Raw genomic sequence first — 14746 nt, 5'->3', positions numbered from 1 at the left:
TCAGGCGACCAGGTCGAGGTCAAGACGGCGGCCCATGTCGATGTCGATCGTGCCGTAGAGGTTGGCGTTGGACCAGAACAGCGGTGAAGGCCTCGTTTGTCGGCGTCGGTCATCTTTTTCTGCCAGGCGGGGCCCTTGAGGACGGACTGAACCAGCAAGGAGACCTCCTGATGCTCCTTGTCGCTGCCGGGGACGGTGCCGGCGCTGCCGTAGAACAGATCGGTGTTGGCCGAATTCCAGTTCTCCACGACCTGCAGGCCCTCGTGGATCTCGCGGCGCAGCTCCGGGGCGGCGACGTACTCGGCGACGAACGCGCTCTTGACCGCCTTGCCGAGTTCCTCGATGGCCTTGTAGGTGGGGTGTTTGGGGCCGCCGCGAGTGAAGCGGCGCAGCACCTGCTCGGCCTCGGCCGTGCCAAGCCGCAGGGCGGTGGCGTATTTCACCATCTGGTCGTACTGCTGAGCGATGATCTCCCAGTCGATCGGCCTGTCGGCCACCATGCCGGTCAGGCAGGACGGAACCTGGTCATCGGCGTCGGCCTCGACCAGCTTCTGGTGGGCGATCCTCTTTATCCGCGGCAGCAGCTTGAAGCCCAGCAAGTAGGAGAACGCGAACCCGACCAGCGACTGGCCATGGCTATCTGTGTACTGGCGGTCGATGGTGGCGTCGGTGCAGTGCCGCAGCACGCCCTCCATCATCGCCAGGGCAAGCTACCGCCGCCGCCCTCCTCGACGAGGAGGGCGCCCTGCCGCCGTCACCTCGTCGGCTTATCAGCCTTCGCCTGCTGCGATCTTGGCTGCGTGTCGTCCACCCACCCGGGGAGGAGACGGCAGTGGCGTTCGTCCCTGACGCTGCGGATCTGGCCGGACAGCATCAGAAACATGGCCTTGGTCAGCCCGACCCCGAGCATTCGGCGACCCCGGCCGTGCTGTGCCGATGCAGCCCCAGCGCGACCTGCTGAGCGAAGGGGCCAGTCGTAGCGCCGTAGGTTGTCTCACTCCTCCGATCCCACCTGGGAGAGCATGGGCATGCCGCCCGGATTCTTCACCGGCAAGCCGTGCCTCGCCGTGATGGCAGGCGCTGCTGTCTTTGTCACGGTCGATCGGGCCTGAGGTTTATGGCGTACGTGTCGGAGGCCCCGGGCGGCTCCATGGACAATTGATAACATTACGGAGCGTGCTGACTACGTTCGGCGATAGAACGGTGGGTTGATGGGTGCCGGTCAGATTCTCCGATTCGGGCTGCTCGTCGCCGCCGCCGTCAGCCCCACCTGGTACCTCCATACCAACGCTGAACCAGGATCCAGGGCAAGAGGGTCGAACGGGGTTCTCTTCGACGACTTCTCCTACTCCGGCGCATTGGATCCGCTGCTCGCCAGGCGTGGCTGGACCGTCCGCTCCGGCCTGGGCGGGCCCGGCGTGCCAGGTGTGAGCTGGTCGCCGTCGGCCGTCAGCTTCCCCGACGGGCTCCTGACGCTCGACTCTGTCACGGATGGGACCGCCTCCGGTACCGTGCAGGCTGCCCTTTTCACCACGCGTCAACGGTTTCGCGAGGGCACGTACGCTTGCAGAATGCGCTTCAGCGACTCTCCTTTGAGCGGCCTTGACAGCGCGCACGTGGTCCAGACTTTCTTCACCATCACCCCGCTCCGGAAGGACAACGACCTCGACTACAGCGAACTGGACTTCGAGTACTTGCCGAACGGCGGATGGGGCGCGCCGGACACGAGACTGTACGCCACGAGTTGGGAGACCTACCAGGCCGAACCGTGGCATCCGGTAAGAACCCTCACCACAGAACGAGCCAGCTTCGCAGGTTGGCACGACTTGGTCATTCAGGTCTCCGATGGACGCATGAGGTACTACGTAGATGGCCGCCTCTTCGCCGATCACGGTGGCATCTACTATCCGGAGCAGCTCATGCGCATCCAGTTCAATCAGTGGTTCGCGGATCTGGAAGGCGGATCGAGCCGGCGAACCTACCGGCAGCAGGTGGACTGGATCTATCACAGCAAGGGCGAGACAGTCGCCCCCGCCGACGTACCCCACAGGGTTGCCGGCTTCCGTGCCGCGGGGATCGATTTCCGCGACACCCTTCCCTCTCCGTCCAAGTCGGCAGCTCCTGCACCGACAGGCCCGCGCTGGGCGCCCACACCTTAGCCGTGGGCCGCTGCGCGCCGGCGGGGTCGAAGCCCGCAGTCAGAAGGTACCGACATACATCACGACCCGGTCAGATGTTGACGGAAACGGGGCACTTCCTCTCCGGTGCGTTTGTTGACGGTCGCACGCCCGAATGAGGATGCTTGACACCGCGACCAGGCAACTTCTTCCTCGTGGCGACACGGGGTCCCCTCAAGCCAAGCTGGCGTGTGATGCCCGTCATCACTGGAGCGCTGTGGTGCCAGACACCGGTCGGTCACTGACCGTCGCAGTCGCCGACAGCATCCGGATCGGCAAGCTCGGCAGTCGAGGCTTCTCGGCGTTGAGACGATTCCAAGCCGTGCCATGCGGCGACGACAGGAGGCGATGATGCCGACCCCGTCCTATCCAGGTGTCTATCTGCAAGAGACACCCAGCGGAGTCCGGCCTCTCGAGGTTGCCGGCACCTCGACTGCGGCCTTCGTCGGGCTGGCCGAGATGGGCCCAGCGGAGGCTACCCGCGTCACCAGTTGGATGGAGTTCCAACGCCGCTACGGCACCTTCATCCCCGACGGATTTCTGGCACACAGCGTGCTCCAGTATTTCAACAACGGTGGCCGCCAGTGTTACATCGTGCGAGTCGTCCCCGACGACGCCGTCGCAGCCAGCGTCACCCTGCGCAACAGGGTTGCTCCCCCCTCCCACCCCAAAGCCGCAGCTCAGGACGAGTCCGCCGACCAGCAGGAGACGTCACCTGCACAGGAGGGCCTGTCCTCCGCCGGTAAGACGGGTGTGCGGTTCTGGGCCAAGAGCAAGGGCCTCTGGGGCAACTCGCTGCTCCTGCAGATCCAGGACGGCACCCTGGACCCGGGCAACGAATTCAAGCTGACCGTCCGCCGCCAGGTCGACCCCGCCCTGATTCTCGAGGATGCCGGCGACCTGGCGCCGTTGGAGACGTTCGACAACCTCAGCGTCGACTCCGAGGCCCCTAACTACGTGACCACTGTGCTGGACAGGGACTCGGCACTCATCCGCGCCGAAGTTCTGGCGGGGAGATCGGACGTGCAACGGGGGACACACCACGGCGGCGGCAAACCGACGCTCCCGCTGAAGGCGAACCGCAACTTCGAGATCGACATCGACAATGACGGTTTCCAACTGGTGCAGCTTCCCGAGGACGTCGCCGGCCTCGCCGACGTGGCCAGGGTGGCCGAGAAGCTCCAGCAGGCCGTGAGCTTCCTGCACCGCACCAGGCGAAAGAACAGTACGCCGGTCGAGGCCTTCACCGATTTCGAGTGCAAGGTCGGTCAGGACGGAGAACTCGTCCTCCTGTCGGGTACCACCTCGGCGACCTCGTCGGTACGTGTTCAGCCCGCCAAGGAGTCGTCGGCCACCGCCGCCCTCCAACTCGGCCCAGGTAACAAGGGCAGGTCCGAGAGCGGCATTTCGGTACGCAGGCCGGTCACTGTGGCCGCGGTACAGGTGGGGGACGCGGCGGAGGACGACACGGTTCTCGAGGCAACGCCGGGCACCAACGGTACGAAGCCCACCGAGCAGAGTTACATCACCGCGTTCGGTCAGCTCGACTCCGTCACGGATTTCAGCCTGCTCGCCGTGCCGGGCGAGGCCAGCACCACGATGGTCAGCGAAGGAATGGGCTACTGCGCCAACCGGCCGCTGCAGGACGTCTTCTTCCTGGGCGAGACCGGCCGGGAGACACTTGACGCGGAGCAGGCCGTTGCCTTCCGTAACAACCTGACCGTCGCCAATTCCTATGGAGCGCTGTATTTCCCCTGGGTCAAGGCACTGGATCCGACCGGAAAATCACGCGAGCCGATCCTGCTGCCGCCCAGCGGTTACATCGCGGGACTCTACGCCCGCGTCGACGCAGCGCGAGGGGTCTGGCGGGCCCCCGCCGGGACCGACGCCGGACTCAACGGGGTCGTCGGCTTGGGCGTCGAGATCAACGATGTCAAGCACGGCACCCTGAACCCCATCGGAGTGAACGTCATCCGCCGATTCCCCGCCACCGGCGTGGTCGCCTTCGGCGCGCGTACGGTCACCACGGACTCCTCCTGGCGCTACGTGCCGGTGCGGCGCACCGCGATCATGCTGCGGGTCAGCATCTACAACGGCATCCAATGGGCGGTGTTCGAGCCCAACGACGAGCCGTTGTGGTCGCAACTGCGGCTCAGCATCGGTTCCTTCATGACCACTCTCTTCCGGCAGGGCGCCTTTCAGGGCGCCACCCTCTCCGAGGGCTTCTTCGTCAAGTGTGACGGGGAGACGACCACCCAGGCGGACATCGACGCCGGCGTGGTCAACGTGCTGGTCGGTTTCGCGCCGCTGAAGCCGGCGGAATTCGTCATCGTGAAGATCAGCCAGAAGGCGGGAATGGCGTCGGGATAGGCCCCGGCTCCGGTAGAAGGTGGGCACATGGCCAGGTTTACCGTCAACTCCACGCGGTTCGATCCTTATCTTGGTTACAAATTCAAAATCAAGTGGGACGGCCAGTACGTGGCCGCGCTCAACAAATGCAGCGCGCTGAAACGCACGACAGAGGTCACCACGTGGCACGAGGCGGGCGACGCCAGCGGGCCGCGGCAGATCCCGGGCAAGTCCAAGTACGACGCGATCACCCTGGAGTCCGGGGTCACGCACGACACGGCCTTCGAGGACTGGGCGAACAAGGTCAACAACTTCCAGGGTGATCCGGCGATGTCGCTGGCGACGTTCCGCAAGGACATCACCATCGAGATCTACAACCACCAGGGGGCGAAGGTCCTCGCCTACAACGTGTTCCGCTGCTGGGTCTCGGAGTACCAGGCGCTGCCGCAACTGGACGCGAGCACAAGCGCCGTGATGATCTCCACCATCAAGCTGGAGAACGAAGGCTGGGTGCGGGACGCCGCCGTGGCCGAGCCCAAGGAGACCTGACGTGGACCTCCTTCCGGGAGGTTACTGGGACGCCGGCGGACGGTTGCACCGCGACTTCGAGTTGACGGCGCTGACCGGACATGAGGAAGAACTCCTGTCCGGGCCGGGACAGAGCGCCAGGCTGGTGACCGAGGTGCTCAGCCGTTGCGTACGGCGGCTGGGCGGCCTCGGCCCGGTGACCCCGGCGATCGCCCGGGAACTGCTGGTGGCCGACCGCCACTACCTGCTGCTCCAGCTGCGCCGGCGGACCTTCGGCGAACTGGTCAGAGCGGACCTCGTCTGCCCGTGGCCGGACTGCGGTCAGCGGGTGTCCCTCACGTTCTCCCTGGACCAGGTGCCGGTGGAGGAGGCTCGGGAGCAGTCCGCGACGTACACCATGTGGCTCGGCGATACGGAGGTGGCGTTCCGGCTGCCGAACGGCGGGGACCAGGAGGAGCTGGCGGAGCTGCTGGCACATGACGAGGCGGAGGCGACGACCCTGCTCCTCACTCGCTGCCTGCTGCGGCTGGGCACGGACGGCCCCCCGGACCGCGCGCGGGTGTCGGCGCTCCCCGCAGCGGACCGGGCCGCGATCGAGGCACGGATGGCCGAGCTGGCGCCCCGGGTGGAGCAGACCATGCAGGCCGAGTGCGCGGAGTGCCGGCGGACCTTTCTCGCGCCGTTCGACGTCCAGCGCTTCTTCCTCGGCGACCTGCGTATCGAGGGGGAGCAGCTCTATCACGAGGTGCACTATCTCGCCTACCACTACCACTGGAGCGAGCGGGAGATCATGGAGATGACGCGTGAGCGGAGGCGCACCTACATCGACGTGCTCTCCGAGACGATCGAGGTGCTGAACGGTGGCACCTGAGAGATACTTCCGGGACACGTTGGCCGGCGGGGCACGCCGTTTCCCGTATCGCGCCGCCGTCCGCCTGCTGCTCGGTCAGCCTGAGCACGCCGGGCTACGGGTCACCTTCGCACCCGCCGCTCCCGGCCTCGTCTTCAACTACCTGCGACCGCTACCAGGACGCCCTCTGGCCGCGGCTCCCCAGAGGTCCCCTCTCCCCGTGTCCTTCGGCATCGCGGGACGATCCACGCCATCCGTGCAAGCCCCCCTTCCCCGTCCTGTGCCATCTGACATGAGGGCGATCGAGCCTCGCCCCTCTGAGCTCGCGACCACCGGCGAGGCGCCGCTGCCGAAACTCGCCCATGAGCATGCCGGCAGCTCTGCGGAACGACCCATGCCCGCAGCCGTCCCGGCGATCTCCGCCGAACCTCATCCGGCCGTTCCTGCTTCGGAACTCCGGCCGTCCAGCACCCCCACCACGTGGGAAGGCCGGACAATCGGATCGCATGATCCTTCCCCCCTGGCGGAGCAGCCTGTGAACGATCCGGTGACGGTTTCGGCCCCCGGCCTCACGGACGCCTCGACTCGCGAAGCCCGGAACGAACCGGTTCTCGGTATCACGCTGGCTGGGCCGGTGAGCCATGCCGTGCTGGAGGACTCTGGAACTCGTGCAGGGACTCCACCGGAGCTGACCGCGGACGCCGCCGGCGATCGTACGGGATCGTCTGCCCCCTTGTCGGGACAGCGGGTGTCCGGCCCTGCCGGGTCGGTGCTGGAGTTCACCTCACCGCACGCGGCCACGCCCGGTGGGTCCGTCCTCGTGCAGGACGGGCGGAGGGAGGTGAGCCGTTCGGCTGAGCCGGGGTCAGCAGCCGGGCGGTTTTCCCATGGCCAGCCTGCCGGGCCTGCGGATGCAGTGCTGGAGCGTCCGGGCGCGGGTGTGGAGGTGCCGTCGGCGGTGGTCGCCGATGCAGCGGGCGATCGCCCGGGATCGTCTGCTCTTTCGTCGGGTCGGCAGGTGACTGCCTCCGATGGGGTGGTGGCGGAGGTTTCCTCATCGCACGCGGCCATCGCCGGTGGGCCTGTTCTGATGCGTGAGGGGTGGAGGGAAGAGGGCCGATCGGGTGAGCCGGTGTCACCGGCCGGGCCGGTGGGGGTGGCCGGTGTCGTGAGCGGGCGGGTTCCCCATGGCGAGCTGGGCGGGTCTACGAGTGCTGTCGTGCTGGAGCGTTCGGGACCAGGTGTGGGGGTGCCGTCGGCGGGGGGTGCCGGTGTAGGTGGGGATCGTCCGGGATCGTCTGCTCGCGTGTCTGGGCAGCAGGTGACTGCCTCCGATGGGGTGGTGCTGGAGGTTCCCTCATCGCACGCGGCCATCGCCGGTGGGCCTGTTCTGATGCGTGAGGGGTGGAGGGAAGAGGGCCGATCGGGTGAGCCGGTGTCATCGGCTGGGCCGGTGGAGGTGGCCGGTGTCGTGGGCGGGCGGGTTCCCCATGGCGAGCTGGGCAGGTCCGCTGGTGATGTCGTGCTGAAGCGTCCGGGCGCGGGTGTGGGGGTGCCGTCGGCGGTGGTCGCCGATGCAGCGGGCGATCGCCCGGGATCGTCTGCTCTTTCGTCGGGCCAGCAGGGGGCCGATGCCACTGAGGTGGTGCCGGAGGGCGCCTCACCACGTACGACCATCCTCGACCCGGCATCGGCTGAGCCTGCCGCAGCGGGGCGGACCGTCCTGGTGATCCCCGGCCGTCGCCTGCCGACGCGCTCTGACGAGACCACCGTCAGCCCGAAGCCGGCATCCGAGGAACGGACCGCGGTCACCGGCAGGGTCCTGCGGGAAGGCACCAGGGCGTCCGTCACAGCGACCACGGAGGCGCCGCCCGCCCCGCCGAACAGGTCTGAACCTGCCACCGCAGGGCGGGCCGCGTCGGCGGTCTCCCCGATCGAGCAGGCATACATGCCGGCCACCACCATGTCCGTCCCGACCCACATCTCACCTCCCGTGCCGCATGAGCGCGGGGACGCCAGACCGGTCGTCCCACCTCGTACCGTCCCTGGTCGGCGAGCCGAGCCTGCGTCCACAGGGGGCACGATCGCGTTCTGGGAGCGGAGGTACGTGGGCCGACTTCGCATGGGGATCCTCCGGTGAGCGACTCCACGGCCATCGGCATGGTCAGTGCCTCCCTCCGCAAGCTGCTGCTTGAGGAGTTCCGGCTCTGTCCGGCCCCCAAGGTCACCATCCTCGCCCCCGACGAGCAGGGCCCCGACCGGCGCCTGAACCTGTTCCTGTACAAGCTCGTCGAGAACCCGTTCCTCAAGAACCAGGACTGGACCGCGCACGAAGGCGGAATCGTACCGCCGCCGCTGTCCCTGAGCCTGTTCTACGTGTTGACCGCGTACGCCCCCAATGACGATCAGTTGGGCAACGTCACCGCGCAGCAGTTGCTCGGCGAAGCCATGCGCATCTTCTACGAGCACGCGACGGTTCCCACCCGCCATCTGGAATCCGGCCTGCACGCCGCGCGGGAGCGCCTGAACATCGTCAGTGACGACTCCGGCCTGGAGGAGCTGACCAACCTGTGGAGTGCCTTCTCCCAGCCGTTCCGCCTGTCCGTGCCGTACCGGGTCTCCACCGTGCAGATCGATCATTCGCCGGGCAACCCGCATCCTGTGCCCAAGCGGGTCCGCCGGATCGGGGTCCCCGAACCCAGGGTCTCGTTCAAGCCGCCTGTGGTCACGGAGATGACCGGGAGCGGCACGGAGTTGTCCTTCACGGGCACCCACCTGAGCGGGTGGCAGGTCAGCATCTGGTTCGGAGGGATCCCCTTGGTCGCGGGACGACCGTTGACCGGCGACACCTTCACGAGCCCGCTGCCGCCAGGTCTCGCTCCCGGCCTGTACGAGGTCCGTGTCGAGATCTCCGGTATGTTCCGCCGCACGTTCCTGTACGAGGCGGCACCATGACACGCCCGTACGCCGACAACTTCGAGCACCTGGTCGACGAACTCGACCACCTGGACCAGCTCATCCGGGTCCGGCTCGAGGCCGGGCGCCCGGGGCCGGACGACGCCGCCCCCCGGGAGATCGACGCACTGCTGGGCCGGCCGAAAGGTGAGGAAACGGATGGGGACGGGCCGCTGGACGGGCGGATCGTGGCCAGGGTGGAGCGCAGCCTCGCTGAAGGAGTGTGGCTGGCGCTGCCCACCCTGAGCAGCCTGTTCGGGCTGTCGGCCCTGGAGACGCGGGTCGTGGTGATCTGCCTGGCGCCCGAGCTGCGCCGCAAGTACGACCGCCTGTACGCCTTCCTGCAGGACGACATCACCCGCCGGCGGCCCAGCGTGGACCTGATCCTGCATCTGCTGTGCCCGTCCGAACACCGCGGGTGGGCCGCCCGAAGCTGCTTCTCAGAGAATGCGCCGCTGCTGCGGAGCGGCATCCTGCAAACGGTGGCCGACCCCGCAAGCCCGTCGGGATCCTCGGGGCTGGCCCAGTTCATGAAGGTCGACCCCAGGATCTGCCACTTCCTCATGGGCCTGAACGAGCTCGACGCCTCCCTGGTGGGAAGGCTGCGGCAGCACGACGAACAGGCCGCCGACCACGAGCTCGCGGACGGCGTCCTGCGCCTGATCGAGCACCATTGGTCGGGTGAGGGCCGCCCCATCGTCTTCTACCTGCATGGCCCGGCAGGCTCAGGCAAGCTCGACCTGGCCGCCCAGGTGTGCCGCCATCTGGAGATCCCGCTGCTCAGCGCGGACGCCGGCGCGCTGGACACCACCATGCTCCTGCGGACCTGCCTGCGCGAGGGGGTGCTGCATCAGGCGGCGATCCATCTCCCGGCCGCCGACACGCTGCCGCCCGCTCTCCTCGGTGCTCTCAAGGCGGCCGTGGCCGACTTCGGCCGGCTCACCTTCCTGACAGGCGAACATCCGTGGGACAGCGGTGACTTCCCCGGCGCGCTGTTCCACTCGATCGCCATGCCGGCACCCGACCCACGACGAGCCGTGGCCACCTGGCGGGAACACCTGGCCGGGCACAGCGAGGACGCGCAGGAGTGGGCGGAGCAACTGGTCTCCAGATTCCGGCTGCCGCCGGGACGGATCGGCGCCGCGCTCGCCCTGGCCGACAACCAGCGGCTCATGGAGCCGACCGCTCGGCCGCTGGCCCTCGCCGACGTGGCGGCCGCCTGCCGAAGGCACCTGGGAGGCAGGCTCGACGGTCTGGCTGTGCGGATCGACCCTGCCCGCGACTGGCGGGACCTGGTGCTGCCGGAGGATCGGGCGAACCAGCTGCGTGCCATCGGCGACCAGGTCAGGCACCACTTCCGGGTGCACGGCGACTGGGGATTCCGCCGGGGCGGCGGGCTGACCGTGCTGTTCAGCGGACCACCCGGTACCGGCAAGACGATGGCCGCCGAGGTCCTCGCCCATGACCTCGACCTGGACCTGTACAAGGTGGACCTGTCAGGAGTGGTCAGCAAATACGTCGGTGAGACCGAGAAGAACCTGGCACGTGTGTTCCAGGAAGCCTGGGCGGCCCACGCGATCCTCTTCTTCGACGAGGCGGACGCCCTGTTCGGCAAGCGTACGCAGGTGTCGGACGCCCATGACAGGTTCGCCAACATCGAGACCAGCTACCTGCTGCAGAAACTGGACGACCACGACGGCGTGGTCATCCTGGCCACCAACCTGCGACAGAACCTCGACGAGGCGTTCACCAGACGCCTGCGGTTCATCGTGGAATTCCCGTTTCCCGAGATCGACTCCAGGTCGCGCATCTGGCGAACGTTGTTTCCGCCGCATGCCCCCGTGGCGTCCGACGTCGATTTCGACGCGCTGGCCCGGCAGTTCCCGCTGAGCGGCGGAAACATCACGAACGTGGTGCTCAACGCGGCCTTTCTGGCCGCCGCCGACGGCGGCGCCATCGAACGGCGGCACATCCTCCTGGGCGCTCGCGGGGAGTTCGAGAAGATCGGAAAACTCTGGCCGGGGGACGAGCGGTGAGTGACGGATTTCCTGGCAAGCCGAAGATTCTGCGTGGCGCTCTCATGGAGTTCGGGCTGAGCCTTCCGCCGCTGTTCGTGGTGTTCCAGTTCAACCCGGAGCAGCTCACTCGTAACAGGTCGCTCGGCTACACCCTTCCGAAGGGAGCGACCGCGACCACCCAGCGGGGGTTCCACCGGCAGAACTCCGATCTCCTGGCCCTGCAGAAGGAGCAGGTCGTCACGGTGGAGGAGCAGACGATCGGCATCGACCTGCGGCTGGACGCCACGGACAGGCTCGACGAGCGCGACACCATCGCAGAGCAGTTCGGTATCGCGCCGCAGCTCGCGACGTTGGAGCTGATGGTGCAGCCGAAGGAGGAAAGCCTGCTCGCAGGCGCCGCCGAGTTGCTGCTCGGCAAGGCGGCACAGGGGTTCAGTTTCACCCGCTCGGCCAATCCGCCACTGCTCCTGTTCATCTTCGGCCGCAAGCGGATCCTGCCGGTGAACATCAACTCCATGAACATCACCGAGACCGAGTTCAGCACGGACCTGAACCCGATCAGAGCCACGGTGGCCATCAGCATGACCGTGATCGAGGGCAAGAACGTGCCTTACACGTACACGAAGGCCATGACGGAGGCGATGTCCGTGCTCAACCTGGCCAACATCACCGACCTCCAGCACGTCGTCATCCCGGGGTGAGTCTATGTTCAGCAACCTGTCGCGCTATCGGGCGGTACCCGAAGAGGTGGTCGCGGACGCGCGGGGAGAGGCAGCGGTCGCGGCAGGCCTGCGGTCGCTGCCCGAGGCCCCCGCCGTGCTCACTCACGTGATCAAGGCGGGTGATCGGCTCGACCAGCTCGCCTTCGCCTACTACGGTCAGCCGCTGCAGTACTGGCGCATCTGCGACGCCAATCCCGACTACCTCTCCCCGCTCACCCTGCTGGGCAGGGAACCGCTGGTCACCACCTTTTTCCCCGTCTCCGAGCCACGTACCGGCCCGCCCTGGGCGCGAACGTTGCGGCTGCTCGCGGACACCGTGGGCGTGGCGGACGTCGCCGTGATCGACGACCTCGGACCTCCGCGGAACACGGCCCTGCTCGTCAGGCACAACCGGCTCGACGTCGACGCGGAAGGGGTCGCCGACGTGATCTGTGCGGCCGGATTCACCGTCGGGATCCCCGCCGAACGGACCAGGCTTGGCGCGTCCATCTTCATCCCGGCGGCGGCCGAGCCGGCAGGCGGTGGCTCATGAGCCGTCGCCCGGCGTCACCCTGCGGGTGCCGATGAAGCACGACAGCCTCCGCGTCGAATTCGACGGCGCGGAGATCGAGGCCCTCTACCAGGACCTGATCAGCCTGGAGGTCGAGCTGGACGACCGGCTGGCGGCGATGTTCCGCCTGACGCTGGCGCTGCCGCCACGTCCTGACGGTACCTGGCCCCACCTGGACGACGACCGCCTCGCGCTGTGGCGCAAGGTCGTCATCACCGCCGGTCTCGAGGACGACGCACGGCGGCTGATCTCCGGCTACATCACGCATCTCCGCCCTTCCTTCGGGGCCGAGCTGAACGACTGCCGCCTGGAGGTGTGGGGGATGGACGCGAGCGTGCTCATGGACCGCGGCGACCGGCTCCGGGCCTGGCCCAACAAGCGCGACAGCGACATCGCCACCGAGGTGTTCGGCGAGTACGGGCTCACTCCACGGATCACCCGCACCGACGTGGTGCACGAGGAGGAGATCTCGACCATCGTCCAGCGGGAGAGCGACATCCGGCTGCTCCGTCGACTGGCGCAGCGCAACGGGTTCGACTGCTACGTGGACGGCGACGTGGGCCACTTCGGCCCGCCGGCGACCGACGCGCCTCCGCAGCCGGTGCTCGCCGCGCACTTCGGACCGGAGACCAACCTCAGCACCTTGAGACTGCAGGCTCAGGCGCTCGCTCCCACCGGGGTGAGCATGAACCAGGTCGACCGTTTCAGCGGCGACATCATCGAGGCCAAGGCCCAACCCGGCCACCTGCCGGCGCTGGGCGCCAGACGCGTCACCGACCGGCCGGGCGTGCTCCACGTCGGGCACGTGGTGACCACCGGCCTGCAGGAGATGACGGCACTGTGCCAGAGCCTGCAGGACGAGGCGGAATGGTTCGTCACGGGAGAGGGCGAGGTCATGGCCGGCTGCTACGGCAGCGTGCTCCTCCCGCGGGGAACTGTGACGATCAAGGGCATCGGTGAGGCCCACAGCGGGGTCTACTACGTCACGCATGTCACGCACAGCTTCACGGGTGACGGCTACGTGCAGGCCTTCAAGATCAGGCGCAACGGCCTGAAACTCACCGGCAAGGAACAGTTCACAACGGGCGGCCCGATGGCCGCCCTGATCGGGGGGACAAGATGACGGAAACCGAGATGAAGAACATCGTGGCGGGCCTGGTGGAACAGGCCGAGCGTCGCTTCTACGGCAAGTACCGGGCCATCGTGGTGGACAACGAGGACCCGGCAGGGCTCGGCCGCCTCAAGCTCAAGGTTCCCAGCGTCCTCGGCCCAGACGCAGTCACCGGCTGGGCGACCCCCTGCCTGCCCTACGGGGGAGCGGCCGACCAGGGCATCGTGTTCGTACCGGAGCGGGAAGCCCACGTGTGGGCGGAGTTCGAGGAAGGCGACCTGGAGTTCCCCATCTGGGTCGGCGTCTACTGGAACAAGGGCGACATCCCAGAACCGGCCACAGCGGGACCTCGCCCGACCCGGAAGATCATCAGCACGGTCAAAGGGCACACTCTCGAGTTCGAGGACGCCGACGGCAAGGAGTCGGTCATCCTGCGGGAGGGGGGCAAGGGCCACACGATCACGATGGACGACGACGGCATAAAGATCACCGACACGAAGGGCAACGCCGTCGAGCTGACCTCCAGCGCGATGAATCTCGTCGCGAAGACCCCCCTCACCATCAACGCCGAGGGACAGCCGGTGAAGATCATCTGTTCGGCCCTCGACGTGGCGCGGGGTTGAGTCGATGGGCAGGCCAGTCGTCGTCAAACACGACCCGGTGCGTGGCACCGACCAGCACAACGTGACGGGGCAGGCGACCAACCCGGCCCCGCCGCCGCCCACCGTCCCGTACATCGGTGTCGGTGCGTTCGACTACGTCGGTGCGATCACCGATCAAGTCAGCGACCTCGTCACCATCGCCGGCGTCCCCGTCGCCCTGGTCACCAGCCGCAGCACGCTGGACCCGGGGCAGACCGCGCCGGCGGGACGGCACGCGGGACCGCAGGGCGGCGCGTTCGTGCCGCCGGCACCCCCGCCCGTTCCGGCCACGCTCACCATCAGCGACGCCCCGCTGGGCACCGGGGTGCCCAACGCGGCCGCCGGCAGTGCCCTGCTGACCATCGGCGGTGTCAAGGTCCTGCTCGACGGAGACCTGATCGACACGTGCAGCGGGATCGGGGCCCCGGCGGGGTCGAAGGTGAGCGCCCGCGGCCAGTCCTACGTCACGTGCACGGACGACGGCAGCGGGAGCAAGCCATGAGCCTGCCGCTCGGCAACCTCGCGCCAACGTTCGATGACGATGCCGACCTGCGGACAAAGATCGTACAAGTGCTGTTCACCGCGCCCGGGGAGCGGGTAAATCAGCCGGAGTTCGGCTGTGGTCTGTTCAACCTCGTCTTCGATCCCAACAACCCGATCACGGCGGCCGCTGTGGAGTTCACCATCGCCCAGGCCCTCACCCGCTGGCTGGGTGACGAGCTCATGGTGTCGGCGGTGGACGTGCAGGGGCAAGAGGAGATGCTGCATGTGGAAATCGACTACGTTCGCCGCAAAGATCTGAGCCGGCGAGCCGTCCAGGTCCACTTCAGCTGATCTGGAGGGAC

The 14746-nt window shown here is 67.6% G+C and carries 13 protein-coding genes; 12 read left to right on the top strand and 1 reads right to left on the bottom strand.

The genetic code is table 11. The features are described 5' to 3' along the window. A partial coding sequence (locus tag ABZ444_RS33600) for a Tn3 family transposase (protein WP_358005761.1) occupies positions 1-698 on the bottom strand: 698 nt, incomplete at its 3' end. Positions 699-1211: 513 nt separating this feature from the next. Here ABZ444_RS33600 and ABZ444_RS33595 point away from each other — a divergent pair. The 12 genes from ABZ444_RS33595 to ABZ444_RS33540 all read left to right on the top strand — a co-directional run bounded on the left by ABZ444_RS33595 (position 1212) and on the right by ABZ444_RS33540 (position 14735). Next, positions 1212-2159, top strand: coding sequence for a glycoside hydrolase family 16 protein (locus ABZ444_RS33595; protein ID WP_358005758.1), 948 nt, complete (start codon positions 1212-1214; stop codon positions 2157-2159). Positions 2160-2525: 366 nt separating this feature from the next. Continuing rightward, on the top strand, positions 2526-4547 hold the full coding sequence (locus ABZ444_RS33590) for a phage tail sheath subtilisin-like domain-containing protein (protein WP_358005755.1): 2022 nt from the start codon (positions 2526-2528) through the stop codon (positions 4545-4547). Positions 4548-4574: 27 nt separating this feature from the next. Beyond that, positions 4575-5075 (top strand): phage tail protein, encoded by a 501-nt coding sequence (locus ABZ444_RS33585; RefSeq protein WP_358005752.1) that lies wholly within the window; start codon positions 4575-4577, stop codon positions 5073-5075. Between the two features lies 1 nt (position 5076). Further along, positions 5077-5925, top strand: coding sequence for a DUF6760 family protein (locus ABZ444_RS33580; protein WP_358005749.1), 849 nt, complete (start codon positions 5077-5079; stop codon positions 5923-5925). A gap of 2115 nt (positions 5926-8040) precedes the next feature. Beyond that, on the top strand, positions 8041-8859 hold the full coding sequence (locus ABZ444_RS33575; protein ID WP_358005746.1) for a DUF4255 domain-containing protein: 819 nt from the start codon (positions 8041-8043) through the stop codon (positions 8857-8859). Further along, entirely contained in the window at positions 8856-10895 is a 2040-nt protein-coding gene (locus ABZ444_RS33570; RefSeq protein ID WP_358005743.1) for an ATP-binding protein, read from the top strand. The genes ABZ444_RS33575 and ABZ444_RS33570 overlap by 4 nt, the downstream gene beginning before the upstream one ends. 44 nt (positions 10896-10939) lie before the next feature. Continuing rightward, positions 10940-11578: a hypothetical protein gene (locus tag ABZ444_RS33565; RefSeq protein ID WP_358005741.1), complete on the top strand. Its 639-nt coding sequence runs from the start codon at positions 10940-10942 to the stop codon at positions 11576-11578. A gap of 4 nt (positions 11579-11582) precedes the next feature. Continuing rightward, entirely contained in the window at positions 11583-12131 is a 549-nt protein-coding gene (locus ABZ444_RS33560) for a hypothetical protein (protein ID WP_358005738.1), read from the top strand. After that, the gene (locus ABZ444_RS33555) at positions 12121-13272 is read left to right on the top strand and encodes a contractile injection system protein, VgrG/Pvc8 family (RefSeq protein WP_358005735.1); all 1152 of its coding nucleotides are present in this window, start codon (positions 12121-12123) and stop codon (positions 13270-13272) included. The genes ABZ444_RS33560 and ABZ444_RS33555 overlap by 11 nt, the downstream gene beginning before the upstream one ends. After that, on the top strand, positions 13269-13883 hold the full coding sequence (locus ABZ444_RS33550; RefSeq protein WP_358005732.1) for a phage baseplate assembly protein V: 615 nt from the start codon (positions 13269-13271) through the stop codon (positions 13881-13883). Before ABZ444_RS33555 ends, ABZ444_RS33550 begins: the two co-directional genes overlap by 4 nt. Positions 13884-13887: 4 nt before the next feature. Next, positions 13888-14403 (top strand): hypothetical protein, encoded by a 516-nt coding sequence (locus tag ABZ444_RS33545; RefSeq protein ID WP_358005729.1) that lies wholly within the window; start codon positions 13888-13890, stop codon positions 14401-14403. Further along, positions 14400-14735, top strand: a complete 336-nt coding sequence (locus ABZ444_RS33540; protein WP_358005726.1) for a GPW/gp25 family protein — start codon at positions 14400-14402, stop codon at positions 14733-14735. Before ABZ444_RS33545 ends, ABZ444_RS33540 begins: the two co-directional genes overlap by 4 nt. The last annotated feature ends 11 nt before the right edge of the window (positions 14736-14746 follow it).

This window comes from Nonomuraea sp. NPDC005730, assembly GCF_040630865.1.
Classification (GTDB): Bacteria; Actinomycetota; Actinomycetes; order Streptosporangiales; family Streptosporangiaceae; genus Nonomuraea.
The sequence above is the reverse complement of the archived record's forward strand: the minus strand, read 5'-3'. Positions and strand labels throughout refer to the sequence as shown.